Annotated in this window: 25 protein-coding genes and 1 riboswitch; of the genes, 10 read left to right on the forward strand and 15 right to left on the reverse strand. The window is 62.9% G+C overall.

Features of this window, described 5'->3' with window-relative positions; all coding sequences use genetic code 11:
* Positions 1-6: 6 nt before the first annotated feature.
* Positions 7-312, reverse strand: a complete 306-nt coding sequence (locus tag ACZ5WQ_RS11915; RefSeq protein ID WP_233048464.1) for a hypothetical protein — start codon at positions 310-312, stop codon at positions 7-9.
* Between the two features lie 201 nt (positions 313-513).
* Here ACZ5WQ_RS11915 and ACZ5WQ_RS11920 point away from each other — a divergent pair, with 201 nt between their 5' ends.
* The 10 genes from ACZ5WQ_RS11920 (at position 514) to ACZ5WQ_RS11965 (ending at position 15,878) form a co-directional block, all read left to right on the forward strand.
* Complete coding sequence (locus ACZ5WQ_RS11920; protein WP_233048465.1) at positions 514-753, forward strand: exodeoxyribonuclease VII small subunit; 240 nt, start codon at positions 514-516, stop codon at positions 751-753.
* Positions 750-1,637: a polyprenyl synthetase family protein gene (locus ACZ5WQ_RS11925; protein ID WP_233048466.1), complete on the forward strand. Its 888-nt coding sequence runs from the start codon at positions 750-752 to the stop codon at positions 1,635-1,637. The genes ACZ5WQ_RS11920 and ACZ5WQ_RS11925 overlap by 4 nt, the downstream gene beginning before the upstream one ends.
* A 94-nt stretch (positions 1,638-1,731) precedes the next feature.
* Positions 1,732-3,612 carry a 1-deoxy-D-xylulose-5-phosphate synthase gene (dxs, locus tag ACZ5WQ_RS11930; RefSeq protein WP_464382382.1) on the forward strand — a complete coding sequence of 627 codons (1,881 nt, stop codon included), beginning with the start codon at positions 1,732-1,734 and terminating at the stop codon, positions 3,610-3,612.
* A 53-nt stretch (positions 3,613-3,665) separates the two neighbouring features.
* Positions 3,666-3,869, forward strand: a riboswitch (cobalamin riboswitch).
* 126 nt (positions 3,870-3,995) lie between these two features.
* Positions 3,996-5,801, forward strand: a complete 1,806-nt coding sequence (locus ACZ5WQ_RS11935) for a TonB-dependent receptor domain-containing protein (RefSeq protein WP_464382383.1) — start codon at positions 3,996-3,998, stop codon at positions 5,799-5,801.
* Between the two features lie 220 nt (positions 5,802-6,021).
* Positions 6,022-7,044, forward strand: a complete 1,023-nt coding sequence (locus ACZ5WQ_RS11940) for an IS110 family RNA-guided transposase (protein WP_464382384.1) — start codon at positions 6,022-6,024, stop codon at positions 7,042-7,044.
* 399 nt (positions 7,045-7,443) lie between these two features.
* Positions 7,444-8,883: a Wadjet anti-phage system protein JetA family protein gene (locus ACZ5WQ_RS11945; RefSeq protein WP_464382385.1), complete on the forward strand. Its 1,440-nt coding sequence runs from the start codon at positions 7,444-7,446 to the stop codon at positions 8,881-8,883.
* Complete coding sequence (locus tag ACZ5WQ_RS11950) at positions 8,876-9,541, forward strand: DUF4194 domain-containing protein (protein ID WP_096006217.1); 666 nt, start codon at positions 8,876-8,878, stop codon at positions 9,539-9,541. Before ACZ5WQ_RS11945 ends, ACZ5WQ_RS11950 begins: the two co-directional genes overlap by 8 nt.
* Positions 9,541-13,176, forward strand: a complete 3,636-nt coding sequence (locus ACZ5WQ_RS11955; RefSeq protein ID WP_464382386.1) for an ATP-binding protein — start codon at positions 9,541-9,543, stop codon at positions 13,174-13,176. Before ACZ5WQ_RS11950 ends, ACZ5WQ_RS11955 begins: the two co-directional genes overlap by 1 nt.
* Positions 13,177-13,323: 147 nt before the next feature.
* Entirely contained in the window at positions 13,324-15,210 is a 1,887-nt protein-coding gene (locus ACZ5WQ_RS11960; protein ID WP_464382387.1) for a PAAR domain-containing protein, read from the forward strand.
* A gap of 131 nt (positions 15,211-15,341) precedes the next feature.
* Positions 15,342-15,878, forward strand: coding sequence for a DUF2931 family protein (locus ACZ5WQ_RS11965; protein WP_464383651.1), 537 nt, complete (start codon positions 15,342-15,344; stop codon positions 15,876-15,878).
* A 9-nt stretch (positions 15,879-15,887) separates the two neighbouring features.
* On the opposite strand, the gene ACZ5WQ_RS11970 is transcribed toward ACZ5WQ_RS11965, so the two are convergent.
* The 14 genes from ACZ5WQ_RS11970 to nrdR form a co-directional block, all read right to left on the reverse strand.
* Positions 15,888-16,625: an NYN domain-containing protein gene (locus tag ACZ5WQ_RS11970; protein WP_464382388.1), complete on the reverse strand. Its 738-nt coding sequence runs from the start codon at positions 16,623-16,625 to the stop codon at positions 15,888-15,890.
* A gap of 65 nt (positions 16,626-16,690) precedes the next feature.
* A complete protein-coding gene (locus tag ACZ5WQ_RS11975) occupies positions 16,691-17,503 on the reverse strand; it encodes a cobalamin-binding protein (protein ID WP_464382389.1) in 813 nt (270 codons plus the stop codon).
* Complete coding sequence (locus ACZ5WQ_RS11980) at positions 17,504-17,932, reverse strand: MFS transporter (RefSeq protein WP_464382390.1); 429 nt, start codon at positions 17,930-17,932, stop codon at positions 17,504-17,506.
* Positions 17,922-18,551 (reverse strand): GTP cyclohydrolase II, encoded by a 630-nt coding sequence (gene ribA / locus ACZ5WQ_RS11985; protein WP_088277443.1) that lies wholly within the window; start codon positions 18,549-18,551, stop codon positions 17,922-17,924. The genes ACZ5WQ_RS11980 and ribA overlap by 11 nt, the downstream gene beginning before the upstream one ends.
* A 122-nt stretch (positions 18,552-18,673) precedes the next feature.
* Complete coding sequence (locus ACZ5WQ_RS11990) at positions 18,674-19,330, reverse strand: retropepsin-like aspartic protease family protein (RefSeq protein WP_228246427.1); 657 nt, start codon at positions 19,328-19,330, stop codon at positions 18,674-18,676.
* Between the two features lie 33 nt (positions 19,331-19,363).
* Positions 19,364-19,858, reverse strand: coding sequence for a phosphatidylglycerophosphatase A family protein (locus ACZ5WQ_RS11995; RefSeq protein ID WP_464382391.1), 495 nt, complete (start codon positions 19,856-19,858; stop codon positions 19,364-19,366).
* Complete coding sequence (thiL, locus tag ACZ5WQ_RS12000) at positions 19,851-20,840, reverse strand: thiamine-phosphate kinase (protein WP_464383652.1); 990 nt, start codon at positions 20,838-20,840, stop codon at positions 19,851-19,853. The genes ACZ5WQ_RS11995 and thiL overlap by 8 nt, the downstream gene beginning before the upstream one ends.
* A gap of 16 nt (positions 20,841-20,856) precedes the next feature.
* Positions 20,857-21,333: a transcription antitermination factor NusB gene (nusB, locus tag ACZ5WQ_RS12005; RefSeq protein WP_088277435.1), complete on the reverse strand. Its 477-nt coding sequence runs from the start codon at positions 21,331-21,333 to the stop codon at positions 20,857-20,859.
* Positions 21,333-21,809: a 6,7-dimethyl-8-ribityllumazine synthase gene (gene ribH / locus ACZ5WQ_RS12010; RefSeq protein WP_104739478.1), complete on the reverse strand. Its 477-nt coding sequence runs from the start codon at positions 21,807-21,809 to the stop codon at positions 21,333-21,335. The genes nusB and ribH overlap by 1 nt, the downstream gene beginning before the upstream one ends.
* Positions 21,810-21,903: 94 nt before the next feature.
* Positions 21,904-22,998, reverse strand: coding sequence for a bifunctional 3,4-dihydroxy-2-butanone-4-phosphate synthase/GTP cyclohydrolase II (ribBA, locus tag ACZ5WQ_RS12015; RefSeq protein WP_228246423.1), 1,095 nt, complete (start codon positions 22,996-22,998; stop codon positions 21,904-21,906).
* Positions 22,999-23,022: 24 nt separating this feature from the next.
* Positions 23,023-23,685 carry a riboflavin synthase gene (locus tag ACZ5WQ_RS12020; protein ID WP_335600694.1) on the reverse strand — a complete coding sequence of 221 codons (663 nt, stop codon included), beginning with the start codon at positions 23,683-23,685 and terminating at the stop codon, positions 23,023-23,025.
* A 27-nt stretch (positions 23,686-23,712) separates the two neighbouring features.
* Positions 23,713-24,969 carry a sodium:proton antiporter NhaD gene (nhaD, locus tag ACZ5WQ_RS12025; RefSeq protein ID WP_464382392.1) on the reverse strand — a complete coding sequence of 419 codons (1,257 nt, stop codon included), beginning with the start codon at positions 24,967-24,969 and terminating at the stop codon, positions 23,713-23,715.
* A gap of 12 nt (positions 24,970-24,981) precedes the next feature.
* Positions 24,982-26,112 carry a bifunctional diaminohydroxyphosphoribosylaminopyrimidine deaminase/5-amino-6-(5-phosphoribosylamino)uracil reductase RibD gene (gene ribD / locus ACZ5WQ_RS12030; protein WP_285677695.1) on the reverse strand — a complete coding sequence of 377 codons (1,131 nt, stop codon included), beginning with the start codon at positions 26,110-26,112 and terminating at the stop codon, positions 24,982-24,984.
* Positions 26,105-26,578: a transcriptional regulator NrdR gene (gene nrdR / locus ACZ5WQ_RS12035; RefSeq protein WP_088277424.1), complete on the reverse strand. Its 474-nt coding sequence runs from the start codon at positions 26,576-26,578 to the stop codon at positions 26,105-26,107. Before nrdR ends, ribD begins: the two co-directional genes overlap by 8 nt.
* Positions 26,579-26,619 lie beyond the last annotated feature (41 nt).

A 26,619-nucleotide genomic window follows, 5' to 3' on the forward strand; every position in this document is an offset into this window, starting at 1 on the left:
GCTACCCTAGAGATCATCCTCTGACAAGCTTTGCAATAGCCCTTCCAGGCGATGACGCAACCCCGCCAGCTGCCGCGAACGGAAGGCATGGCGCGTCTGCTCCAGGGTGTCGATGGCATCCTCCAGGGCAAAACGCACGCGGCTGCGCTCGTTCAGCTGCTCGGGAGCGAGCCAGCGGCACAATGGCGCGTCACTGCAATCCTGTGGCTGACAGATCAGCTCACAGTCAAGCCCGGCCTGCTTAAGCGCCTTGATAATCGGGTCACGCTGCGCCGAAGATGCAGCAACAACCACCTTCGATTCGTCGGTCATGGCAGATCAGATAAATGATGAGTTTGATGTCAAATTGTAATCAAGCGCTGCACCAAAGACACCACAAGAGTCAAAAAATCGCCGCCTTTGCTGATCTGAATCAATGCCGTCACGCTTCCGCCATTACTCACACGCCGATTGACCGCCCCCGCCCCCTTGGGTAATGTTCAGCCGTTTGAACCATCCCGGATGAGGTAACGCATGGCCCGGAAGAAAACCGCCGCAGACTTCGAGCAGTCACTGGGCTCGCTGCAGGCACTGGTCGAGCGGCTGGAAAGCGCTGACCTCAGTCTGGAAGAATCATTGAGTGCCTTCGAGCAAGGCGTCACCCTGACCCGCGAATGCCAGCAGGCGCTCGCCCAGGCGGAACAGAAGGTCCAGCAACTGATCGAAAGCAATGGAGAGCTGAAGACAGAACCCTTTGACGGCGCCAGCGAATGAGCCCATTCGGTCAGTATCTTGAGCAGTGTCAGCAACGCATCAACGCCTTCCTGAGCAATCAGCTGCATACCCCGCAACCCCGTCTTGATCGACTCTACAGTGCCATGCGCTACAGCGTGGTCATCGGTGGCAAGCGCATGCGCCCGCTACTGGCCTATGCCAGCTGCGAGGCTGCCGGTGGCGAGTTGGCCCGGGCAGATCACGCGGCAGCAGCGGTGGAGCTGATCCATGCCTACTCGCTGATTCACGACGACCTGCCGGCCATGGACAACGATGACCTGCGCCGCGGCCAGCCTACCTGCCACCGCGCCTTCGACGAGGCGACCGCGATCCTCGCCGGTGACGGCTTGCAGGCGCTGGCCTTCGAACTGCTCGCCAGCGCGCCGGACTGCCGCCCGGATACCCGTCTGCAGATGGTCAGCCTGCTGGGCCACGCCGCCGGGCCGCAGGGCATGGTCGGCGGACAGGCGATTGATCTTGGCGCGGTCGGCGAGAAGCTCGACCAGAGCACCCTGGAAACCATGCACCGGCACAAGACCGGCGCCCTGATTCGTGCCAGCGTGCAATTGGGCGCACTGGCCAGCGAGCGGCTCAATGCCGAACAGCTGGCTGCCCTCGGCAGCTACGCCGACAGCGTCGGCCTGGCTTTCCAGGTGCAGGACGACATTCTCGACATCGAAAGCGATACCAGCGTGCTCGGCAAACAGCAGGGTGCCGACCTGGCCCGCGACAAGCCGACCTACCCGGCACTGCTCGGGCTGGACGGTGCCCACCGTCTGGCTGCCGAGCTGCGCGACCAGGCGCTCAGCGCAGTCGCAGGCTTCGGCCCCGCAGCAGAGCGCTTGCGCCAGCTGGCTGACTACACCGTTCAGCGCCGCTTCTGAGATAGCCCTGCGTGCAGTTGGGCTATCGGCCTGCATCGGTTAAACTGCGCCCTTGTTTTCCCGCCACCGACGTTGGCACCCAGAGCCTTGTTTGATGCCCAGCACTTTCCACGAAATCCCGCTCCATCGCCCCAGCACGCCGCTGCTGGACCGTATCGACGACACCGAGTCGCTGCGTGCGCTTGACGAAAGCCAGCTGCCCGAGCTGGCCGATGAGCTGCGGGCCTTTCTGCTCTGGAGTGTCGGCCAGACCGGCGGGCATTTCGGCGCGGGGCTGGGCGTCATCGAGCTGACTATCGCCCTGCACTACGTCTATCACACGCCGGACGACCGCCTGCTGTGGGACGTTGGCCATCAGGCCTACCCGCACAAGATTCTCACCGGCCGCCGCGAACAAATGGCCAGCCTGCGCCAAAAGAACGGTCTGGCCGCCTTCCCGCGGCGCAGTGAAAGCCCCTACGACACCTTTGGCGTCGGCCATTCCAGCACCTCGATCAGCGCCGGCCTGGGCATGGCCATCGCTGCAGGCCTGCAAGGCCTGGATCGCCGCACCGTTGCCGTGATCGGCGACGGCGCGCTGACTGCGGGCATGGCCTTTGAAGCGCTCAACCACGCCTCGGAAGTCGAAGCCAACATGCTGGTCGTGCTGAACGACAACGACATGTCGATCTCGCGCAATGTCGGTGGCCTGTCCAACTACCTGGCCAAGATCCTGTCCAGTCGCACCTACTCGCACATGCGCGAGGGCAGCAAGAAGGTCCTGTCCAAGATTCCGCCGGCCTGGGAGCTGGCACGCAAGACCGAAGAACACGCCAAGGGCATGCTGGTGCCGGGCACCCTGTTCGAGGAGCTGGGCTGGAACTACATCGGCCCGATCGACGGGCACGACCTGCCTACGCTGGTACGCACCCTGAAGAACATGCGCGAGCTCAAGGGCCCGCAGTTCCTCCACGTGATCACCCAGAAGGGCAAGGGGTTTTCCCCCGCCGAGGCCGACCCGATCGGCTACCACGCCATCACCAAGCTGGAGCCCAAGGCCCCGAGCAACGGCGTCAGCAAACCGAAATTCTCGAACATCTTCGGCCAGTGGCTGTGCGACATGGCCGAGCAGGACGAGCGCCTGATCGGCATTACCCCGGCCATGAAGGAAGGCTCGGACCTGATTGCCTTCTCCGAGCGTTTCCCCAGGCGCTACTTTGACGTCGCCATCGCCGAGCAGCATGCCGTCACCCTCGCTGCGGGCATGGCCTGTGAAGGCGCCAAGCCGGTGGTTGCCATCTATTCGACCTTCCTGCAGCGCGGCTACGATCAGTTGATCCACGACGTTGCGGTGCAGAATCTGGACGTGCTGTTTGCCATCGACCGCGCCGGTCTGGTTGGCGAGGACGGCCCGACCCACGCCGGCAGCTTCGACCTGTCGTACCTGCGCTGCCTGCCGAACATGCTGATCATGGCGCCGGCCGACGAGAACGAGACCCGCCAGATGCTGACCACCGGTTACCTGCACGAAGGCCCGGCGGCTGTGCGCTATCCGCGTGGTACCGGCCCGGGCGTGCCCATCGATCCGGCGCTGGAGCCGCTGCCGATCGGCAAGGGCCTACTTACCCGCCGGGGCGAAAAGGTTGCCATCCTCTGCTTCGGCACCCTGCACCAGCAGGCCAGCAAGGCTGCCGAGGCACTGAATGCGACCGTTGCCAACATGCGCTTCGTCAAGCCGCTGGACACTCAGTTGATCGCGGAGCTGAGCGCCAGCCATGACCTGCTGGTGACCGTGGAGGAAAACGCCGTCATGGGCGGCGCCGGCAGCGCGGTCAACGAATGGCTGCTGGCCCAGGGTATCAAGCTGCCGGTGCTCAACCTCGGTCTGCCCGATATCTACGTCGAGCACGCCAAGCCCGCTGAAATGCTGGCTGAGTGCGGTCTGGACGCTTCCGGTATCGAAGCGGCCATTCGCGCCCGCCTCGACCGTTTGTAAGAGCCTGCCTCTGGCAGGCTTGACCCACCCCGCCGAAAAGCCTAGAGTCCGCCCCACTTCCAGTCGCCTGGGTGTCCGGCCTGCAGTGCAGTCCGGGTGAAACGGGAAGTCGGTGAGAATCCGACACTGCCCCCGCAACGGTAAGGAATCGCAGGCCAGCCCTGCCAGCATCATCGAAAATGCCACTGTGCTCTGCATGGGAAGGCGATGATGTGTTGATTCCAAGTCCGGAGACCGGCCCAGCGCGAGTACAGCCACGGCAATGCCGTGCGACTGTCTGCTGAGGTGTCGCGGAGGGCGTCACCGGTCAGCGTGCAGCCGCCGCGCGGTGGCCTGCCTCCTGACTTCCCGCCCTCCTCAAAAGCCGAACTTTTGAGGAATCTATGTACAAGTCACTGCTGATCATCCCCGGCCTGCTGGCCTGCGCCGTTGCCCAGGCCAACGACGCGCTGTCACTCGCCGATACCGTCGTTACCGCCTCCCGACAGGTCGAAAGTCGCAGCGAAAGCAGCGCGGCCAGCACCGTCTTTACCCGGGCAGATATCGACCGTCTGCAGCCCAACAGCGTGACCGACCTGCTGCGTCGTGTGCCCGGCCTGTCGATCACCACCAACGGCGGCCTCGGCAGCTTGAGCGGCATTTCCCTGCGCGGCACCAACGTCACTCAAACGCTGGTTCTGATCGACGGTCAGCGGATCGCCAGCGCCAGCGCAGGCCAAGCCAGTCTGGAATTCATCAGCGTCGATCAAATCGAGCGAATTGAGGTGATCCGCGGCCCACGCTCAGCCATCTACGGCTCCGACGCCATCGGCGGCGTGGTACAGATTTTCACCCGCCAGGGCCGTGACGGGCTTGATGCGCGCGTCAAGCTCGGCGTCGGCAGCAACCAGACCTTTACCCGCGATCTGGCACTTTCCGGCGGCAACGGCCAGACCCGCTTTGCGCTGGGCACCAGTCTGAACGAAACCGACGGCATCAATCGTACGACCAATAGCGTCGGTGGTGATCGCGACGAAGACGGTTATCGCAATCGCGCGTTCAACGCTAGCCTGACCCACAGCTTCACCGACGATGTTGAAGCCGGCATCCGCCTGCTGGAGCAGACTGGCAGCACCGAGTACGACCTGCTCGGCGACCCGGAAGATGACTTCAGCCTGAGCACCGCGGCAGCACACGTTCAATGGCAGGTCAGCAGCCTGTGGCGTACCCGCCTGGAAGTCGGCCACGCCGAAGACCGCCGTGACACCCGCTCCAGCGTATTCCCCTCGTCATACGACACCTACCGCGACTCCGCCAGCTGGCTCAACAACCTGAGCATAAATGATGCCCATAACCTGCAGCTGGGGCTGGACTGGTACGAGGATCGCATGCGCACTGACGGTGCCTTCACCGACGATGAGCGCTACAACCAGGCTGCGTTTGCCCAATACCGTTTCAGCGGTGAGCAGGTCAGCGTCGAACTGGGTATGCGTCATGACGACAATGAACAGTTCGGCAGCGAAAACACCTTCAACGGCGCGCTGATCTTTGCCCTGAGCAACAACCAGCAACTGGTTGCGTCGTACAGTGAGGGCTTCCGCGCGCCGACTTTCAACGACCTGTACAACGCCTGGGGCTCCAATCCGAACCTGCGTCCGGAAAGCTCAAAGAGCTACGAGCTGCAATGGCGCGGCCAGTTTGACGCCACCACGCTTCAGGCGTCTGCCTACCGTATGGATATCGACGACCTGATCCTGCTGGACAGTTTCTGGATTCCACAAAATATCAGCGAAGCACGCATCAACGGCCTGGAACTGTCTGCCGAGCGCGACATCCTCGGCTGGTACACCGTCGCATCCGCTACCTGGCTGGACCCGCGCGACCGCAGCACCGGTCAGCTGCTGCCTCGCCGTCCCAAGCGCCTGCTGAGCATCGACAGCGATCGCCAGTTCGGCGACTTCGGCATCGGCTTCAGCCTGGTGGCCAACAGCACCCGCTACAATGACGCAGCCAATACCCAGAAGCTGTCCGGTTTCGGCACCCTGGAAGTACGCGGCAACTGGCTGATGAGCGACACCACCCGTTGGGATCTCAGCGTCAGCAACGTGCTGGAGAAGGAATACGCACTGTCCAACGACTTTGCCGGCAACCCGTACCAGAACGAAGAGCTGAACGCGCGCCTGTCGCTGACCTGGACGCCGCAGCTGTAAGCTTCACCTGCTGACAACTCTGTACCGACAAACCCCGCCCCGTGCGGGGTTTTGTTTTTGGGAAGGTCGAGTTCCAACTCGGTCTGGGGGACGCAGGCATCGCCTTTGGTCGAGTTGGAACTCGATGAGATGGTCTCCTCCCTCTCCCTTCTACGGCGTCGATGCGCCAGGGGATAGATGCTATGCATCTACTGGAACCGAACGGAGACAGGAGGAGACCATGAACCAATCTATGACAATTGGCATCGACCTGGCAAAGCACATTTTCTTCGTTGCCGCCCTTGATGGCTCGGGCAAACCAGCCCGGCGCAAGAAGCTTCGTCGCCATGAGGTGCTGCCATTTCTGGCCAATCATCCGGGGGCTGTCGTTGGCATGGAGGCTTGCTCCGGCGCGCACCACTGGGCCAGGGAGATACGCGCGTTAGGTCATAGTGTGCAGCTGTTGCCTGCACAGCATGTCAAAGCCTACCTGCGTGGCCAGAAGAACGATTACAACGACGCGCTTGCCATTGCTGAGGCGGTTCAGCATGGCCGTATTCGTTGCGTTGAGATCAAGACGGTCGATCAGCAGTTGGACCAGAGCCTGCATCGTCTGCGCCAAGCGCTGGTGACTGAACAGACGGGGTTGATCAACCGGACTCGATCCCTACTCGCAGAGCACGGCGTGGATCTGCCTGAAGGTAAGCACCGCTTCAGGCAGGCGGTCCTCGCACAGTTGGAAGATGCGCAGAACGGCTTGCCATGGCGCCTGCGGGAACTGCTGGGCCGGCAGTATCAGCTGTTCATCGCGCTGGAGCAGGAGCTCGCTTGGTACGAACGCGAAATCAAAACCAAGGCCGCAGAAAACGAAGCCTGTCAGCGCTTGATGAGCGTGCCGGGCTACGGCCCTATCGTCAGCAGCGCCTTCTATTGCTGGCTAGGGAGTGGCCAGCAGTTCCGTTGCGGTCGTGATGTGGCTGCGGCTCTCGGGCTGGTACCCAAGCAGTACAGCACTGGCGGCAAGACTGTGCTCGGTAGTATCAGCAAGCGCGGGGATAGACACCTCAGGGCGCTGCTAGTGCATGGCGCCAGAGCTGTTGCCCGTTACGCCAAAGAGCGTGACGACAGGCTAAGTCGCTGGGGCTGCAGCCTGATCGAGCGGCGAGGTTACAACAAGGCAGTCGTGGCACTGGCCAACAAACTGGCACGCATCGGCTGGGCAGTAGTGGCTCGAGGGCAAGCATACCAAGCCGTTCCGGCCTGAAGCGCAGCAGCCACACACTTGATTTAACCAAGAGGTAAGGCACACCCCCAGGTTGCGAAGGCAATCAGCAGATGGTGGTAATACAGGTCAAACCGATGTATCGAAAACCTGAGGAGGGTCATGGCCACACAGGCCGCGAGCTCGATAAGGACGATACGTGGCGACTGCTCATCGAGGCCCGCAGCACTGTGCTGCACACTGAGGCCGGATATACGACAGACAACCTGCTCTTGCCGTCAAAAACTGATGCCTTGCAATGAGGGAGGAGACCATATACGACCCTCCCGGCTTCCAATCCTCTCCCGCATGAACTCCAGCACAGCCCGTCGCCCCAACTTGCCGCCCGGCCCCGCTGATCAGGCATAATGCGTCCTTGTCCGAACCGGAATTCGACGCCCTATGTTTTTTACCAACGAGCGACTGCAGTTCTTCCGCCCGCTCACCAGCAAATACCGCGAACAGATTGTCGAGTGCCTGCGCCTGCTGCACGAGCGGCTGTACAGCGCCCGCGCCGATTACGGCGAATCACTCAAGCGCGAGCAGGTGCTGGATATCTTCAGTGAAGCGCTGGAACGCGCGCCGCTGCTGGAAGGCGACGATGAAGACGCCAGCCGCTTCAAGAGCAACCGCGAGCAGGCCAGCTGGATTCTCACCAGCCTGATCGAAAACGGCTGGCTGGAACGTCAGGTGGATCAGGCGACCTTCCAGTCGACCTACCCGTTCAGCCGCATGGGGCGTTTGTTTGCCCAGTCGCTGGCCGAGGCCGACGGGCACAACACCCGCACCCGCCACCGCAATACGCGCAACACCCTAAACGCGCTGTCGGCCTTTGCCGAGCACGGCGAGGTGTATGACCTGCTCGACGCCCACGAATACGCCGAACGCATCATCGCCGACTTCACCGATATCATCGCCGAGCTGGAAGAGCGCAAGCGCCAGTTGGTGCGTGAGGTAGAGGCGCAGCAACTCGTGCAGCAGGCCAGCGATCAGTTCTTCGACTTTATGGAGCGCCGCTTCCAGCCAGACTTGGCGGTGCGCCTGTCGGCCGACAGCGTCGAAAAACACCGCGAGCGCATTCAGGATGTGATTGCCCGTATTCGCCGCAAGCCACGCGAGTGGAAAGCCGAGGCCGAGCGCGAGCTGCGCCGCCTGGCGCCGGATTTGCTGGTGGACGAACGCAGCTCGATTCTCTGGCAGTTGCTGGACGGCATCGAAGGCTGCCTGCGCAACGCCGCCGACATCATGCTGCCGGCGCTGCGCCGCACGCTGCAGAGCTTCACCCAACGCGCCGACATCATCATCCGTCAGCTCAGCTACCTGCACAGCCAGAAGCACAGCGATATCGTCGGCCTGTGCCGCGAGCTGTCCGCCCTGCCCGCCGAAGAGCAGGCCAAGCGCCTGAGCGCCGCCGGCGAGGAAATGGCGGTAGTGAATCTGGCGCTGGTCGATCCGGGCCAGGTGAAGCTGCGCGAGCGCCGCGAGCGCCCGCCGGTGCACAGCCTGATGGAAACCCTCGACGCACCAGAAGACGACACCCTGCGGGCGCTGGCGGTCAATCAACTGCTCGACAAGGCCTTCAACGTCAACGCCAGTGGACTGCACAGCTACCTGCGCGCCGCCCTCGGCAGCGGCAATCAGCTCAACACCCGCGACCTGCCGGTCAACAGCGCCAGCGACCTGCTCGCGCTCAGCCACGTGATCGCGCTGGCCAGCGCCGAACACGCTGCCAGCGGCCTGCGCGTGCGCATCGAGCCGAGCGGCGAGACCATCAGCAACGAAACCTATTTTGATCGCCGTGACGGCTTCATCATCGATCTGGAACATGACGAACATGCGTGACGCGCTGGACCACCACCTCAACGAACGCGGCCTGAGTGCCGAGGACTTTTCCGAGCTGATGATCCGCCTGCTCGACCGCGGCGTCCTCTGCCGCGACGAAAGCAACCGCGAGGCCGAGCTCTACGACCGCTACCTGCAGGCCGCCGAGCTGGTCGAGGACTATCTCTCGGTGCTGCGCATCCGAGTGCTGCACGAGCCGCGCTTCAATCTGGTCCGGGTGTTCCCGCCGGGCGCGGAAGTGCCCGGCCTGGTCGACGCCGACGACAGCTTCGGCAGCGGCCTGCGCGAGCGCCTGAACCAGCAGGAAGTGGCGCTGATTCTGGTGCTGCGCGCCGAGTACGACAAGGCCCTGCGCGAAGGTCAGGTCGACGAGTTTGGTCAGGTCATGCTGTCGCTCGAGGCGCTCAACCTGAGCAGTCGCAACCTGCTCGGCCGTTCACTGCCGGAACAGCAGAGCGAACGCCGCAACCTGCTGCGCCGCCTGCGCCAGCTGCGGCTGATCCGAAGCCCCAGCGATGCCGAACTGGACAGCGGCGAAGCCTGGCTGACGATTCGCCCGGGCATCATCAGCCTGGTGACCGACAGCGCGCTGGCCCAGCTCGCCAGCCCCGAGATTGAAAATAGCGAAGACCAGCCGTCCGCCGAGGAGAGCAACTGATGTATCTGAAGCGTTCGATTACCGTCAACTGGGGCAACCTGCCGGTCGAAGAACTGGAATACGGCCCGGTCAACCTGTTCTCCGGCGGCAACGGCTCCGGCAAGACCACCGCAGCGGACGCCCTGCAGACGCTGATGACCGCCGCCCACGACAACCTGTTCAACTACAACCCGGGGCAGGACGAAACCACCCAGCGCGGCCGCGGCGGCAAGCAGGTGCGTACCCTCGCCTCCTACGTGCTCGGCTGTGACGACGGCGCCTACGCCCGCCCCTGGGATACCGACGGCTACATCGCCGGCGTGTTCCACCCGACCCGTGGCGAGACCGCCGAACCCTTTACCGCGGTGATCGGCGTACGCGCCCATCTCGACGCCGCCGGCAGCAGCCGCCAGGCGCGGCAGGACGAACTGCTGCTGATGATCATTCCCGGCGAGATGCTCTCGCTGTCGCACTTTCTGCGCGAGCAGGATGACGGCCGCCACGTGATCGCCGTGACCGAGCTGCCGGGCCTGCTGCGCAAGCAGTTCAGCGCCCAGCAGATCGAAGTCTACGACCGCAAGAGCGCCTATCTCGCCCGTCTGTACGCCGCGCTGCGCGGCCGCCGCGACGCACTCTCGACCCGCGAAGCCAAGAACGCCGCGCGCACCTTTGCCAATTTCATGGCCTACAAACCGGTCAAATCCATCGACCAGTTTGTCGCCGAGGAAGTGCTGGAGCCGCGCGAGTTTGGCGACACCATCAAACGCATCCGCGACCTGCTGCGCACCGTGCACGGCATGGAACAGGAAGCGGCGCGGGTACGTCAGGCGGTGGAACTGCTGTCGCTGACCACCAGCCAGACCACGCAGTATCTGGACAGCTGGCTGGAGCGCACCGGGCTGGAGTACGCTGCCGCCGCGCAAGCCTGGCAGAACAACCAGCAGGGCTATCTGGCCGCCAAACAGGAACAGCAGCAGCTCGCCAGTCAGCTCGAGGCGCTGCAGGAAGACCAGCGCCTGACCACCGAGCGCCTGGCCCAGGCCCACCACGAACTGGTGCAACTGGAAGCCCGCCGTCAGGGCATTCCGGCGCTGCAGAACAAGGACCAACTGGAGCAGCGCCAGCGCCAGCTGAGCGAGCAGCTGCGCAGCGCCGTACCCGGCCTGCTGACCCAGGCCCATCAGCGCGACCGCAACCTGGTGGCGCTGCAATCCGCCACTGCGCTGCTGGCCCAGCACAGCCTGAGTCAGGCGCTTCCGCAGCTGGCCAGCCGCGGCTGGCGCGAGGCCAGCGCGGCAGTGATGGCTGCCGAGCGCGAACCGGTTGCCGACCTCAATCAACTGCTGGCCCGCGACTGGATCGACCTGACCCCGCTGGACGCCGGCCTGGATGCCATTCGCAGCCAGCAGCGTGCGCACAACCAGCTGGCCGAGCGCCTGCGCGAGCAGGACAGTGAAGGCGCCAGCCTGCTGCAGCGGGTCGACCGGCTGGTGCAGGAACGCAGCAGTGCGCTGAACACGCTGGATCGTCAGATCAGCCAGGTTCGCCACCAGATCAGCACCCTTCAGAGCAGCCGCGTGACCTATCCGGCGTATGTCGAGGAAGCGCTGCTGGCGATCCGCAAGCAATGCCCGCAGGCCGACCCGCGGGTACTCTGCGACCACGTCGAGGTACTCGACCCGGATTGGCAAATGGCGATCGAGGGCTACATCGGCGGCAGCCGCTACGCCATTCTGGTCGAGCCCGAATATGAAGCCGAAGCGATCCGCATCGTCCGCCAGATGAACAGCCGCGAACGCAACCGCGCGCGGGTCATTCAAGGCAGCAAGGCCAGGCAGGACGCCGAACGCATCAGCCTGCCGAACGATTCGATCCTGCAGGTCATGCGCTTCAGCCACCGCGTCGCCGAGTACTACCTGCAGGCCTCCTACGCCACCGTGACTAGAGTGGAAGACGCCGGTGCCCTGCGCCAGACCCGCCGCGGCATCACCCGCGACGGCATGGGCTCGGGCAACTACGCGCTGTTCCGCTGCGATATCGACGACAGCCAGCTGGTATTCGGCGCCGCCGCCCGCGAACGCAACCTGCGCGCACAGGAGCAGCGCCTGCACGATCTGGATCTGCAGCAACACCAGCTGCGCCGCGAACTGGAAGCCCTGCGCGAACTGGCCCGTCAGCTCGGTCAAATTGCACCGCTCGAGTACGCCGCCCGCGCCAGCGAGCTGCTCGACAGCCAGCGCCAGCTGCGCGAAGTCGAACAGCAGCTGGAAGCACTCGACCTGGGCGCGCACCACGATCTGGAATCCGAACAGCAGCGCGTTACCCTGCGCCACCGCGAGCTGGAACTGCACGGCAAGGAACTGGACGTCCAGCTCGGCCGCCTGCAGGAAAAGCAGGTCAGCATCGGCCAGCGCATTACCCACTTCGCCGACCAGAGCGACGCCCTGCTCGATGCCCGCGACAAGGCCGAACAGTACCTGCTGGACGCCGCTGCCAAGGTGCCGGGCCTCGACCCGCAGGCACGGCTGGAGCAGCTCGACACCATGCTGGAGCAGCGCGGCGGCCAGTTCGACTTCATCGCCGACGCCCAGGCGCTGACCAGCAGCCTACACCGCCAGGTCGCCGACCTGCAGCGCGCCATCGAGCACTACAACGACCAGGCCCAGCCGGCCGATCAGGTACTCGCCGACACCCCGGCCGAGCTGCACAGCCTGGCGTTCTTCCGCCACGTTGGCGCACTGCATCAGCAGCTCGACAACCTGCACAACCGCCTGCGCAACAACGTGCTGCTGGCCAAGCAGGAGCAGCTCGCCAGCCTGCGCGACAGCTTCAACACCACCTTTGTCAGCGACCTGTGTCACGAGATTCATCAGGCCATCAACGACGGCCGTCGCACGCTGGAGCAGCTGAACAAGGAGCTGGAGCACCACCGCTTCGGTGCCGACCGCGAGCGCTTTCAGTTCGACTGGGACTGGCTGCCCGAGTACAAGGCCTACTGGGAGTTCTTCCGCGAACTGATTCAGATGCCGAACCTGGGCGATGGCACCAGTCTGTTCGACGATGCCCTGTCCGAGCGCTCGGCCGCAGTGCGCGATCAACTGCTGGCGTTGCTGCTCGATGGCGACGAACAGCAGGCCCTGCGCGAGCTGGAGCGCATCAGCGACTACCGCCGCTACCGCCGCTACGACATCCTCAAGCACCCGGAAGGCAAGTCGCCGATCCGCCTGAGCGAATACGGCACCGGCTCCGGCGGCCAGCTGGAAACCCCGGCCTACATCATCCGCGCCGCCGCCGTGACCAGCGCTTTCCGCTTTAACGAGGGCGACAGCCACCTGCGCATGGTGATCGTCGACGAAGCCTTTATGCACATGGATGAAATCCGCTCGCGTGAAGTCATCGCCTACCTCACCGAAACCCTCGGCCTGCAGCTGATCTTCATCATGCCGACCAGCAAGGCCGGCCCCTTCCTGGAGCTGGTCAGCAACCAGTTTGTGTTCAGCAAGGTGCCCAGCAGCCAGCCGGTCGGCGAGCTGAACACCCGCGTGCTGCTCGACCGACAGCAGCTCAACCGCGAACGCGTGGCCGAACTCTGGGCCCAACACCGCCGGGTAATCCGCCAGCAGGGCGCGCTGGAGTTTATGGAAGACGTGATCTGACCTGACGCATTGCGTTGTCGGCACCGTCGGCAACGCAATGCACCGGCAGATGCCAAACGCCGCACATTCATCCGAATAGTCGATTGTCCGACCCGCCATCGCCCCGCAGGATCAGCGCAGGAACACCTGCAGCCAAAGGGAAATGGCATGTCCGGCAAACCCGCCGCCCGACTCGGCGACCCCACACAATGCCCGCAGACCGGCCACGCCAGCCAGCGCCTCGTCAGCGGCGCCACGGACGTACTGTTTGACGGCAAGCCCGCAGCCCGCCTGGGCGACACCAGCAGCTGCGGCAGCCCCCTCAGCAGCCAGCTCGTCAGCAACGTCCTGATCAACGGCCGCCCCGCCGCCGTGCTCGGCAGCGTTGGCGCGCATGGCGACCGCATCACCGCCGGCTCACCGACAATCTTGATTGGCAACCAGCCCGGCAGCGCCGAAAACCGCGCGACTCAAGCCCTGATCATCACCGGCCTGGTACGCGCCCTGCAGGCCCTGTTCGACGTTCCGGTAAAACCCGGCGTCAGCAACGCCGTGCCGCTGGAGCGCGAGGAAGAAGAGGAGGAAGAAGAAACCGACCTGCCGCAGAAACAGCGCATCACCCTGCGTGTCGGCATGTTCTTCGACGGCACCCTCAACAACCTGCCCAACGCCTCCCTTACCGCCCAATGCCGCCGCGAAGACCTCGCCCAACTCGGCCCCGATGGCCTTGAAGCCATCACCCGCTTCTGCGAATCCCACGGCTATAACGACAGCAACGCCGATGCGTTCTTCGATCAGCGGCCAGATAACAGTTATGGGAATGAGCTGAGTAATGTGGCGTTGCTATACGAGCTTTATCAAGACGACTCTCGCCAGCAACTGCCACCGGAAGCCACCAAAGCCAGCGTAAAGGTCTATATCGAAGGCGCCGGCAGCAAAGCGGGCCAAGAAGACGCCACTATGGGTATGGCGTTTGGGCAGGGTGAGACCGGGGTCGTTGAACGGGTTGAGCAGAGTCCTGCCACGTTGCTACTGATGATTGACAGCCTGGTGGACAGCAACCCTGCTATCTGCATCGAAAATATAGAGTTCGACATTTTCGGCTTCAGTCGCGGCGCGGCAGCAGCTCGCCACTTCGCCAACGAGGTACTCAAAGCCGAAAAAGGTATTCTCGCCAACAATCTGGACGCCAGGACGCCCACGTTCTCCCCTGGGTTCTCCATCACCGGAAGTATAAGCATCAACTTTATCGGCCTGTTCGATACCGTAGCGGCCATCGGCGACCCTGCTAACGGCCATCTCAGTGTCGGCGACGACTATAACCCCGGAGTCAATTTGTACCTACCACCCGGCTGCGCCCGCAAGGTAGTGCACCTGACCGCTGCGGACGAGCATCGACATAACTTCAGCTTGAATCGGGTAAGCGGGCCACACGAAGAACTGGTTTTGCCCGGCGTACACTCCAACCTAGGCGGCGGCTACCCAACGCTATCTTATGAGCGACTGGTAATCGGTAGACCCGTCTTCTTCCTCAGTAATCACTACCCATTGGACGGCCCGGCTCGTCAGCAACTCGTCCGCTCCCGCGCCTGGCAGGTCAGGCAACAGGAGGAAGAACGCTTTCGGGCGCGCGGACTACCAGGCGACGGCCGCTTCGAGCGGCATGAAGAAGTCCTCGGACAAAGCCCAAACGCACGCGTACTGCTGACGCTCTCAATTATCCGCAGCGTCCGAGGTGAGCTGTCCCGCGTATCCCTTAAGGTCATGCACGCCAAAGCATCAAGTGCGGCTGTGCCGTTCGGCGCATTAAACGATGCAGATAGGCGCTTTGCTATCCCGACCGACCTCGAACCAATCGCAGGCAAGGTGTTTGCCGCATGCATGGCTGGACGTAGCCCGATCCTGAGCATTGAGGAAAAGCGCTTCCTGCACAGCCGCTATATCCACAGCTCGGCCAACTGGGTGCCGGTGAAAGGCTTTATGGCTAACAAGCCGCGGCATGACTTTATTCGCGCCATCTATCCAGATGAGCGACAGAACGGATACCCCGTATGATCACACGCACTCTGATCCTGCTCGCAGCGCTAATCCTTAGCAGTTGCCAGAGCAAACCGATTCAGCCCTTCCCGCCCAAACCTGACCTCCCCTACCGCGCTTGGTACGTGGGCCTCGGGGCTCCTGACTATATGGAAGCATGGGTCGACGGTGTGGACCTAATAGACGTGAACGACCTGATGTACGAGCGCGTGTTCGGGGGAATTGCATCAACAAGCACGCCTCCCAACAATCAGGGCGACGCTCGCGGCTGGCCAAAGCGTCCAGGCCCTGGGTCGAGCTTCCCCATGTCCGGCATTGATCTGCCAGAGAAAATCACAGTGCGCTGGCAGTCGCTTGCGGAACCAGAAGCGTACCTGGCCAGCTTCTATGTTTCAGATGAGACAAGAGCCGAAATGGTTAAACCACGGCCCACATACTGTGCGTGGCGGGACGCCCACGTCACTCACTATTTGAACATTATTGCGATTGGCGTTGCCCCGGGGGGTGTAGTCAAAGCCTGGCTGGTAGGCCCGTGTCTCGACCCAATCGAAATCGCCCACGTCCAAGGCGAAATCAACCCCGTCGGCCCCTACAACGGCGAATCCAACGGCGAGTTCTACCGCCCACCCAGCCCCAACGCCCAGCACTATATCGACACCCACGGCATCCCGTTCGGCAGTTGGTAACCGCTGGGGTCAGCCCTTCTTGCCCGGACGCTGATCCTTGACCAGCAGCAGGTTGTTTTCCCGTCGCAGGGTGAACAGGCCAATACCTTCTACCAGCCCACTGAACTTGCTGTAGCCATAATTGCGCGGGTCAAACTCCGGCATCTGCTTGGCCAGCTGACTGCCCACCGGGCCGAGATTGGCCCAGCCGTCATCGTCCGACGCGGCTTCGATGGCCTGACGCAGCAGGCTGCACAGCTTGGTGTCCTGTCGCAGCTCCTGAGCAGAGCGGCGCTGAATGACCGTTTCGGCATTTTCCGGATGCTGGGTAAAGATTTCGGTGTAGATAAAGCGGTCGCAGGCAGCAACAAAAGGCTTGGGCGTTTTCTGCTCACCAAAGCCATACACCACCTTGCCCGACTCACGCAGCCGCGCGGCCAGACGGGTGAAATCACTGTCGCTGGAAACTATGCAGAAACCGCCAAGGTCTGCCGAATACAGCAAGTCCATGGCGTCGATAATCATCGCGCTGTCGGTCGCGTTCTTGCCGGAGGTGTAGGCAAACTGCTGAATCGGCTGAATCGAGTGTTCCAGCAGCGAGGCTTTCCATTTACCCAGACTTGGCGTGGTCCAGTCACCGTAGATACGCTTGACGCTCGCCACACCCAGCTTCGCCACCTCGGCCAGCAAGCCCTCAACAATCGCCGGATTGGCATTGTCGGCGTCGATCAACACGGCCAACCGTGTCGGCTCCATATGTGCTGCCATAGCCTCACTCTCCTGTGCAGGTAGCGATCATCTTGGCAGGCAATGGGGCTGGCTAACAACCCCGTCTAGAAACGCACCAACCCGCACAACTGCTCTACTCCCTCAATAATCGCCGGCGTCGGACGCACCAGCAGGTCGCTGTCGAGTACATGGAGGCGGTTGTGCTGCACGGCGGCCAGTTTGGGGAAGCGGCGCCAGTCGTCCAGCCAAGCTTCTGCAGTAACGCCCTGATCGGCCAGCGCGATGATGATCTCGGGGTTGGCGGCCAGCACGCCTTCGCGGCCCACTTGGGGGGCGAGGCCGGCCAGATCGGCGAAGACGTTATCAGCGCCGCACAGACTGAGTGCATCGGACAGCAACTGATCGCCAGCGGCCGTGTAGAGCGGGCTGTCCCAGAGCTGCAGGAAGACCTTTGGCCGGGTTGACGACGGCGGCGCACGGAGTTGCTCGAGCTGGGCGCGGAAATCGGCCTCCAGCGCCTGCGCCTCGGCTGGCTGGTCGAGCAGCTCACCGAGCTGCAGGGTCATGCTGGCGATATCGTCAAGCCGTTGCGGGTCAAACTGTTCGACGCGAATACCCCAGCCGCGCAGGCGCTCGAGCAGTTCGCGGGGATTGCCGGAGGTCCAGGCGAGGATCAGATCAGGCTGGACGGACACGATCCGTTCGGCAGAGAGGGTCTGATAGCTGCCGACGGTTTGCCGATCGCTCAGTTCGGCGGGCAGTTGACCGTCGTCCAGCACGCCGACCAGCTGGGCACCCGCGCCCAGTTGCAGGGTCATGTCGGTCAGAAAGGGAGCCAGGCTGACGATGCGCTCGGCAGCCTGAACAGGAAGCAGGTTGAGTGACAGCGCAAGCAGCAGCGCCAGCAACTGACGCACTCAGTTGACCCAGGCGGCCGGCGGACGGTAGAGCAGCATGGCGCCGAGGCTGACAATTACCAGCAGCACCAGCGGGATGGCTTCACCCACGCAGAAATAATGCACCAGTGCGATCAGCGCCGGCAGCGCGGCAGCGGCCAGTCCCAGACTCTGATTACGGTGCAATACGGCCCAGCCGCTGGCCGCTTCTGCGCTGTCACCCAGGCCTTCGGCGCGAATCAGTGTGCGTTTGTACAGCCGGAAGCGCCAGAGGGTCAGCATCAGGCTGGCCATACCAACGGTGAACAGCGGCACCGCGGCCTGATCGAACAGGCCGGTCCAGTCACCCAGCACCACCACCAGCAGGATCGGCAACAGCAGGACAGTCAGGCTGAGCATGCGCCAGACGCTGCGCAATGCACGCCAGTGGGGTTTGGGATCAAAGGTCATCGGACTCAGCCTCGGCTTCGGCCTGATGCAGCTGGCCCAGCATGTGGCCCAGCTTGCCGGCCTTGGTTTCCAGATACTTGGTGTTGTGCGGATTCTTGCCGAACTGCAGCGGCAGACGCTCGGCTACCAGCACGCCGAAGCCTTGCATGGCCTTGACCTTGCGCGGGTTGTTGGTCAGCAGCTTGAGGCTCTTGATGCCCAGGTGATCAAGCATCGGTTTGCAGATGCCGTAATCGCGCTGGTCGGCGCCAAAGCCGAGCAGTTCGTTGGCTTCTACGGTATCGGCACCGCCGTCCTGCAGGTGATAGGCGCGGATCTTGTTCATGAGGCCAATGCCGCGACCTTCCTGACGCAGGTACAGCAGTGCGCCGCGGCCTTCCTCAGCGATGGCCTTGAGCGCGGCTTCGAGCTGAAAGCCGCAGTCGCAACGCAGGCTGAACAGGGCATCGCCGGTCAGACATTCGGAGTGCAGACGGCCTAGTACGGGCGCGCCATCGGACACATCGCCCATCGTCAGCACCACATGCTCCTTGCCGGTCGCTTCTTCCAGGAAGCCGTGCATAGTGAATGTGCCCCACTTGGTGGGCAGCTGGGATGACGCAATAAAGGTGACTGTCACGCCGGTCTCCTGTACGACCTTTGCAAAAAAGGGGCGCTTATATTAGCAGGTGACGGACGCTCGGGCGATCTGCAAGACGCCTGGATAGGTCTGCTGAATGCGCAGGCCTGTGGTGCAGAGGGTCAGTACTTGCGCTCGAGCAGCAGCAGGTTGTCCTGTTCGTCCATCCGCACCCGGCTAAGCCAGCTCATGCCGAGCAGCACTTCGAGCGGAAAACGGCCTTCCAGCACCAGCGCCTGCACGTTGGACAGCTCGATGTCGCCAACCTTTACCCGCGCCAGCGTCACCTGGTAACCATCCACGGCACTGGAAGCTGTGGCGGCGCGAACCGGTGTGCCGCTAAGCGCGTAATCGATACCGAGACGACGCGCCTGCACCGAACTCATCGAGACACTGGTTGCGCCGGTATCGACCATAAAACTGACGGTCTGACCATTGATTGAACCGGCAACCCGGAAATGACCGCCTTCGCCCCGCGGAATACTGACCTGCTGGCGCTCAGACTGGGCAAAGCCTTCGGTGTATTCACGCTGCAGACCAAACTGCCGAGTCTGGCCGTCCACTCTCAGGGTTGCCGTCTGGCTGTCGGCGGCGATCAGCTCGACTCCGTTCACTGGCGGCTTGCCAACCCGCAGCATGTGGCGCTGGCCGTCGATATTGACTACCGCCGCATTGGCGAACAGCCCAACCACACGCACCTCGGTCGCTGCCGAAGCCAGCGAGGCCACGGCCAGCCCGGCGCCGAGCAGCAGAGCAGAGAGAGAAGCGATACGAGCCATGCGGTGTTTCCCTTGCGCGATGACGGACGAGGCTTACACCATAGCCAACAGGGTCTCGGCCAGCAACAGCACCAGCAGCGCCATGAACCCGGCGATAATGTCATCCAGCATGATGCCGAAGCCGCCGCCAACCTGACGATCAACCCAGCGGATTGGCCAGGGCTTCCAGATATCGAACAGCCGGAACAGGGCGAAGCCGGCCAGCAACCAGGGCCAGCCGGTCGGTGCCAGCCAGAGCGCAATCCACAGTCCGACGAATTCGTCCCAGACGATGCCACCGTGATCGTGCACGCCCAGATCCGCAGCGGTGCGGTGACACAGCCAGATGCCGAGCAGGGTCGACAGCACGATCATCAGGCCGTAGCCGGCAACCGGCAGTTGCTGCCAGACCAGCACAAAGGGCAGCGCCGCCAGCGTGCCCCAGGTCCCCGGCGCCGGGCGGATCGCACCGCTGCCAAAGCCAAAGGCCAGAAAGTGGATCGGGTTGCGCCATACCGAGGCTGGCGTCGTTTCGTGCGCGTCAGTCATCCGTGCTCCTGAAATGTTGATAGCCGCCCGGGCCATCGATCGGTTTCGGCCCCAGCCCGAGGTCCAGCTGAACCCCCTGCCCGCCCTGTACATCGCCAATAACGCAGACCGCATGACCCGCCGCACGCCAGCGCTCCAGCTGCGACCGGGCGGCACGCGGCAGGGTAAACAGCAGCACGTAGTCGTCGCCACCACGCAGCATCCAGTCGAGCTGCTGACGCTCGGACCAGCTGCGCAGGGCATCGGACATCGGCAGTTGCGGACCGTTGATCAGCAAACGCACACCACTGGCACTGGCGATATGTCCGGCATCGGCCAGCAGGCCATCGGAGATGTCCAGACCGGCAGTAGCGACCCCGCGCAGCAACTGCCCCAACGCGAGCTGAGGCAGAGGCCGCCAGAACCGGCGATGCAAGTAATCCTGGGCTGCCATCGGCAGACCCGTCGGCAGCGGCTTGCCAAGCACGACCTCCAGCCCGGCAGCGCCATCACCCAGACTGCCGCCGACGCAGAGCAAGTCACCGGGACGAGCGCCGGAGCGGGTCAGCGCCTGCCCGGCAGGCACCTGACCGAGCACGGTGACGCCAATATTGAGCGGGCCACGGGTGGTGTCGCCACCAATCAGGTTGATCCCCGCGTCACGTGCGGCGTCGGCCAGACCACTGGAAAACGCCTGCAGCCAGCCGGGCGTTGCCTGCGGCAGGCTCAGCGCGAGGGTAAACCCAAGGGGGGATGCGGCCATCGCCGCCAGGTCACTGACCGCTACCGCCAGGGCGCGATAGCCCAGTTCGGCGGCGGGACAGTCTTTGGGGAAATGCACACCCTCAACCAGGGTGTCGGTAGAAATGACCAGTTGCTGCCCGGCAGCGGGCTGCAGCACTGCGGCATCGTCGCCGATGCCGAGGACAGTGGCGCTGGCATCGACAGCCCGTTCCAGACGCGCAGTGCGAAAGTAACGGGCGATCAGATCAAACTCGTCCAGCGCCATGGCCGGTGGATCAGCGTCCCTTGCGGGCGGCACCGACTTCGGCCTTGCGCAGGCGCGGAGCCAGCTTGTCGAGGATGCCGTTGACGTACTTGTGACCGTCGGTAGCACCGAACGACTTGGCCATCTCGATGGCTTCGTTAATGACCACGCGATACGGCACATCGATGCGCTTGAGCAGCTCGTAGACGCCGATGCGCAGTACGCTCAGCTCAACCGGATCAACATCCTTGATGTCCCGATCCAGCACGCGACTCAGCTCATCGTCGATGTCACCGAGATTGCGCGGCACACCGGTCAGCAGCTCGTGGAAATACGCACTATCCACCTTGCTGAAGTCGTTGTCGGTGCGAAACTGCGCCTCGATATCAAACACCGGCAAATCCGCCATGTGCCAGGAGTACAGCGCCTGCATCGCCAGACTGCGCGCCTTGCGACGGGCCGACGCCTTGGGTCGGCCAGCTGCGGGGGAACTCTGCTGATCGTCCATCAGGCCTCCAGCTGCTTGATGACGCTGACCATTTCATACGCAGACATAGCCGCTTCAGCGCCTTTGTTACCAGCCTTGGTGCCGGAACGCTCGATGGCCTGCTCGATGCTGTCGACTGTCAGCACGCCAAAGGCAACCGGAATGCCGTACTCCAGAGATACCGCACCCACGCCCTTGACGCACTCACCGGCAACGTATTCGAAGTGCGGGGTACCGCCACGAATAACGGCGCCCAGGGTGACAATGGCGTCGTACTGCTTGAGGTCAGCGACTTTCTTAACCATCAGCGGAATTTCAAAGGCGCCGGGAACACGCACGATGGTGATGTCTGACTCCTTGACACCGTGGCGCTTGAGCGCGTCTACCGCGCCCTCTACCAGGCTTTCCACCACAAAGCTGTTGAACCGGCCAACGACCAGTGCATAGCGGCCTTGGCCAGTTACAAAATCACCTTCGATGGTACGGATAGCAGTCATGAACAGTCTCTCTGTATAAAGAACCGGCAGGGCTCTGGGCGCTGCCGTGAATCAAATGGGTGACGAAACCTACCTGCGTTTTCTCGCCAATGGGTCAGTCGCAGGGCAGGTATTCTACTACTTCCAGGTCAAAGCCGGATATGGCGTTGAACTTCATCGGGCTGGAAAGCAGGCGCATCTTGCGCACACCCAGATCGCGCAGGATCTGCGAACCGGCCCCAACGGTATTATAGGTCGAGGGGCGGCGTGCCGCCGCGTTGCCGGTCCCCAGGTTGCTGACGTGCTCCAGCAGCGCAGCCGAATCGACCTGATTGCCCAGCATCAGCACCACACCACGGCCTTCAGCCGCCACCCGGCGCATCGCTTCCTGCAGGCTCCAGCGCCCGGCCTCGGGTACCAGGAACAGATCGCGCAGCGGATCCACGTTGTGCACGCGAACCAGCGTCGGCTCTTCCGGCTCGATGGTGCCGAGCGTCAGCGCAAGGTGCACCAGGTCTTCGGTACGATCACGATAGGCGACCAGGTTGAACTGGCCCAGCTCGCTGCTCAGCACCTGCTCGTCGACACGTTCAACCGTGCGCTCGTTGAGCAGACGGTAGTGAATCAGGTCGGCGATGGTGCCGATCTTGATGTCATGCTGCTTGGCAAACTCTTCCAGCTCCGGGCGACGCGACATGCTGCCGTCGTCGTTCATGATCTCGCAGATCACCGCCGACTCGCCAAACCCGGCCATGCGGGCCAGATCGCAGGACGCCTCGGTATGCCCGGCACGCGCCAGCACGCCGCCAGGCTGCGCCATCAGCGGAAAGATGTGGCCGGGGCTGACGATGTCATCGGCGGTCGCATCCGGCGCGGCAGCAGCCTGGACGGTGCGCGCGCGGTCAGCGGCGGAAATACCGGTGCTGACGCCGACGGCAGCCTCGATGGAGACGGTAAACTTGGTGCCAAAACCGGAGCCGTTGCGCTGCACCATCAGCGGCAGCTTCAACCGCTCGCAGCGCTCCAGACTCATCGGCATGCAGATCAGGCCACGGCCGTAGCGGGCCATGAAGTTGATGTGCTCGGCCTGACAGGCCTCGGCGGCCATGATCAGGTCGCCTTCGTTCTCGCGGTCTTCGTCATCCATCAGGATGACCATCTTGCCGGCGCGAATATCTTCGATCAGTTCTTCGATGCTGTTCAGTTTCATCCGGCCCTCCGGGGGCAGGTTATATCAGGACTTGAGGAAACCGTTTTCGGCCAGAAACGCCATGCTGATGCCGGAGGAGGTCGGCTCGGCGGCTTTCTCGCCCAGCAGCAGACGTTCCAGATAACGGGCGATCAGATCCACTTCCAGGTTGACGACGGTGCCGGGCTGGTAATCGCCCATGACGGTTTCCTGCAGGGTGTGCGGAACGATGTTCAGGTGGAAGACCGCACCTTCCACCGCGTTGACGGTCAGGCTGGTGCCGTCGACGGTAATAGAGCCTTTATGGGCAATATATTTGGCCAGCTCGGCCGGCGCCTCAACCCGGAAATGCCAGGAGCGGGCGTCCTGATGCAGGGACAATACCTTGCCCACCCCGTCAACATGGCCACTGACCAGATGACCACCCAGACGTGTGGTCGGCGTCAGCGCCTTTTCCAGGTTGACGCGGCTGCCCGGCTTCAGGCTAGAGAGCGCGGTACGGCGGATGGTTTCCTGGCTGACGTCAGCCCAGAAACCATCACCGGGCAACTCGACGGCGGTCAGGCAAACGCCGTTGACCGCGATGCTGTCGCCCAATTTGACGTCCCCGAGATCCAGCTTGCCGGTGCGCACATACAGACGCACATCGCCGCCCTTGGGCTGCATGCTCTGGATCTGACCAACCGCTTCGATAATGCCGGTAAACATGAATTGCCTCGCTTTCGCCGTTGCCGGTCAGGAGACCAGCAGACCCAGACCGTAGACAGCACTGAAACCGAAGGCAAAGGCCATCAGCAACAATCCAAAGCTGCGCAGGTAGGTAATGAATGTCAGGCCGGGCATCTTGCTCATGGCAACGATGCCGGCAGCGGAGCCAATTATAAGCAGGGAACCGCCTACACCGACAGCGTAGGTCAGGCCCATCCACTCGGCGACGCTCATCTGCAGGTCGGCTTTGAGCAGTGCAGCGGTCAGCGGCACGTTATCGATCAGAGCAGAGAGCATGCCCATCAGGAAGTTGGCCAGCAGGGTCGGCATAACGTCGTAGAGGGCGGTCAGGTTCTGCAGCGTACCGATGTACTGGAGCATGCCAACCAGCAGCAGCACGCCGAGGAAGAACAGCAGCGTCTCAAACTCGATAACCCGGATGTATTCCAGAATCGGGTCGTTATCAATGTCTTCATTGAAAAACCGTGCAATCAAAAACATCAGCGCCAGACCGGTGAGGAACGTCAGCACTGGCGGGATCGCAAAGAACAGGCTGAGCAGGATGGTTGCGAGGATGGTCAGCAGGAACAGCGCACCGATTACCTGATCAACGCCACGCAGTTCGTGCAGCTGGCTCTTTTCGATAACGACCTCGTTGCCCATGCCGATCGACAGCAAAGCGGCCAGCAGCAGCACGGCCAGCAGCGCCGGGGCACTGAGCAGCAGCAGGTTGGTGATCTCGACCTTGTCGGCCATAAAGATCATCAGCGTGGTGACATCGCCAGTGATCATCGCGACACCGCCGGAGTTCACCGCGAACACCACCAGCGTGGCGAAGCGCAGCATCTTGCGCAGCTCCAGATTGAGACTCAGCACCAGCGCCACCGACACCAGGGTGGCAGTGATATTGTCGGCGATGGAGGAAAAGACAAAACAGAATGCGCCGGTCAGAAACAGCAGCTTGCGCTCGGTAATGCGTCCGGGAAGGATGCGATAGATGACGTTTTCGATCAGCCCCTTTTTGTTGAGATAGGCGACGAAGGTCATGGTGGCCAGCAGGAACAGCCAGAGGCTGGCGATATCGGTGATGTTCTCGTTGAGAGCCTCCTGCACATGCTCCCGTACCGCATCGCTTGGCGCCGCGATAAACAGCACCAGCCAGGAAAGCGCCCCGAACAGCAGCACCACCTTGGCCTTGTTGACGTGGATGACTTCTTCCAGCACGACCCCCAAAAAGGCCACTACCGCCATGATCCACAGCAGTATCTGCACACTACTTTGCATTGTCTTACACTCTCAGGAAGGGAAAATCGGTCGTGCCGTGATGCGCCAGTCCTGGCCAATTGCGCGCATGTCGACGATGGCAACATCCATCGCCTCACTCATGCTTTCGAAGGGCAACTGCATCAACGGCCGCGCCTGACTTCCGAGCAGGCGCGGCGCCATATACACAATCAGTTCATCCACCAGCCCGGCACGCCAGAAGGCACCGGACAGGCCGGCGCCGGCTTCCACCAGCACCTCATTGCAGCCTCGCTCGGCGAGGGTCTGCAGCACCGCGTGCAGATCGACCTTGCCATCTGCACCGGGGACCGCCAGCAGTTCGCTGCCGGCAGCTCGATAATCGTCGGCCGCCTGCTCTGCACTGGTGCTGATAACCAGCGTTGGCCCCGTTTCACGGAAAAAGCGCTGATCGAGCGGAACCCGGCGCAGGCTGTCGATCAGCACGCGCAGTGGCTGGCGCTCGGCGGCGGCCGCCGCCTCGTCGGCCGGCAAGCCGAGTTCAGCGGCCCGCACGGTCAGCGCAGAATCATCCAGCAACACGCTGTCTGCACCGCTGACCACTGCTCCGCTGCGCGCCCGCAGGCGCTGCACATCGGCGCGCGCCGCCGGGCCGGTAATCCATTTGCTTTCACCGCTGGCCATCGCGGTACGGCCATCGAGGCTCATCGCCAGCTTGACCCGCACCCAGGGCAGCCCCTGCTGCATACGTTTGATAAAACCGGGATTGAGCGCCTGCGCCTGCGCTTCCAGCAGCCCGCAATCGACCTCGATACCGGCTTCGCGCAGCCGGTTCAGGCCGTTGCCGGCAACCTGCGGATTGGGGTCCTGCATGGCGGCCACCACGCGGCTGACGCCGGCCTTGACCAGCGCATCGGCGCACGGCGGAGTGCGACCGAAATGGCTGCAGGGTTCAAGGGTAACGTAGGCGGTTGCGCCGCGGGCCAGATCGCCGGCCTGCGCCAGCGCATTTACTTCGGCATGGCCTTCACCGGCCCGCACATGCCAGCCTTCGCCGACGATCCGGCCATCAGCAACCAGCACGCAGCCGACCCGCGGGTTGGGTTCGGTGGTGTAGACACCCCGCTCGGCGAGCATCAATGCCCGGCTCATCCACTCCCGGTCAGCCGCGCTCCACTCAGGCATCGGATTCGTCCTGATCGCGCCGAGCCAGACGCTCGATCTCTTCACGGAACTGATTGAGATCCTGGAAACGGCGATAAACGGACGCGAAGCGGATATAGGCGACTTCGTCGAGCTGTTTCAGCTCGCGCATGACCATCTCGCCGACAGCCAGCGCCTTGACCTCGCGCTCACCGGTCGCCCGCAAACGGTGCTTGATATGACCAATGGCCGCTTCGATCTGCTCGACGCTGACCGGGCGTTTCTCCAGCGCACGCTGAAGACCGGCGCGCAACTTGTCCTCGTCGAAGGGCTGACGCCGGCCGTCCTGCTTGATGACCCGCGGCAACACCAGCTCGGCGGTCTCGAAGGTGGTAAAACGCTCCTGACAGGCCAGACATTCGCGTCGCCGGCGCACCTGATCACCCTCGGCCACAAGGCGGGAGTCGATCACCTTGGTGTCATGGGCGCCACAGAATGGACAATGCATGCAGGTTTTCCCAGGTGGATAAAAAACGGCCTACATCTTAC

This window comes from Halopseudomonas sp. T1L2 (genome assembly GCF_055397385.1).

What these genes read in the sequence shown, in the direction of transcription:
- ribBA (WP_228246423.1), bottom strand. Translation starts at nt 22,998, where the DNA reads ATGAAACTGAACAGCATCGAAGAACTGATCGAAGATATTCGCGCCGGC.
- ACZ5WQ_RS11920 (WP_233048465.1), top strand. Translation starts at nt 514, where the DNA reads ATGGCCCGGAAGAAAACCGCCGCAGACTTCGAGCAGTCACTGGGCTCG.
- dxs (WP_464382382.1), top strand. Translation starts at nt 1,732, where the DNA reads ATGCCCAGCACTTTCCACGAAATCCCGCTCCATCGCCCCAGCACGCCG.
- ACZ5WQ_RS11995 (WP_464382391.1), bottom strand. Translation starts at nt 19,858, where the DNA reads ATGACTGACGCGCACGAAACGACGCCAGCCTCGGTATGGCGCAACCCG.
- nusB (WP_088277435.1), bottom strand. Translation starts at nt 21,333, where the DNA reads ATGGACGATCAGCAGAGTTCCCCCGCAGCTGGCCGACCCAAGGCGTCG.
- nrdR (WP_088277424.1), bottom strand. Translation starts at nt 26,578, where the DNA reads ATGCATTGTCCATTCTGTGGCGCCCATGACACCAAGGTGATCGACTCC.
- ACZ5WQ_RS12020 (WP_335600694.1), bottom strand. Translation starts at nt 23,685, where the DNA reads ATGTTTACCGGCATTATCGAAGCGGTTGGTCAGATCCAGAGCATGCAG.
- ACZ5WQ_RS11915 (WP_233048464.1), bottom strand. Translation starts at nt 312, where the DNA reads ATGACCGACGAATCGAAGGTGGTTGTTGCTGCATCTTCGGCGCAGCGT.
- ACZ5WQ_RS11960 (WP_464382387.1), top strand. Translation starts at nt 13,324, where the DNA reads ATGTCCGGCAAACCCGCCGCCCGACTCGGCGACCCCACACAATGCCCG.
- ACZ5WQ_RS11955 (WP_464382386.1), top strand. Translation starts at nt 9,541, where the DNA reads ATGTATCTGAAGCGTTCGATTACCGTCAACTGGGGCAACCTGCCGGTC.
- ACZ5WQ_RS11970 (WP_464382388.1), bottom strand. Translation starts at nt 16,625, where the DNA reads ATGGCAGCACATATGGAGCCGACACGGTTGGCCGTGTTGATCGACGCC.
- ACZ5WQ_RS11925 (WP_233048466.1), top strand. Translation starts at nt 750, where the DNA reads ATGAGCCCATTCGGTCAGTATCTTGAGCAGTGTCAGCAACGCATCAAC.
- ACZ5WQ_RS11940 (WP_464382384.1), top strand. Translation starts at nt 6,022, where the DNA reads ATGAACCAATCTATGACAATTGGCATCGACCTGGCAAAGCACATTTTC.
- ACZ5WQ_RS11945 (WP_464382385.1), top strand. Translation starts at nt 7,444, where the DNA reads ATGTTTTTTACCAACGAGCGACTGCAGTTCTTCCGCCCGCTCACCAGC.
- ACZ5WQ_RS11990 (WP_228246427.1), bottom strand. Translation starts at nt 19,330, where the DNA reads ATGGCTCGTATCGCTTCTCTCTCTGCTCTGCTGCTCGGCGCCGGGCTG.
- ACZ5WQ_RS11950 (WP_096006217.1), top strand. Translation starts at nt 8,876, where the DNA reads ATGCGTGACGCGCTGGACCACCACCTCAACGAACGCGGCCTGAGTGCC.
- ACZ5WQ_RS11980 (WP_464382390.1), bottom strand. Translation starts at nt 17,932, where the DNA reads ATGACCTTTGATCCCAAACCCCACTGGCGTGCATTGCGCAGCGTCTGG.
- nhaD (WP_464382392.1), bottom strand. Translation starts at nt 24,969, where the DNA reads ATGCAAAGTAGTGTGCAGATACTGCTGTGGATCATGGCGGTAGTGGCC.
- ribH (WP_104739478.1), bottom strand. Translation starts at nt 21,809, where the DNA reads ATGACTGCTATCCGTACCATCGAAGGTGATTTTGTAACTGGCCAAGGC.
- ribD (WP_285677695.1), bottom strand. Translation starts at nt 26,112, where the DNA reads ATGCCTGAGTGGAGCGCGGCTGACCGGGAGTGGATGAGCCGGGCATTG.
- ACZ5WQ_RS11935 (WP_464382383.1), top strand. Translation starts at nt 3,996, where the DNA reads ATGTACAAGTCACTGCTGATCATCCCCGGCCTGCTGGCCTGCGCCGTT.
- ACZ5WQ_RS11965 (WP_464383651.1), top strand. Translation starts at nt 15,342, where the DNA reads ATGGAAGCATGGGTCGACGGTGTGGACCTAATAGACGTGAACGACCTG.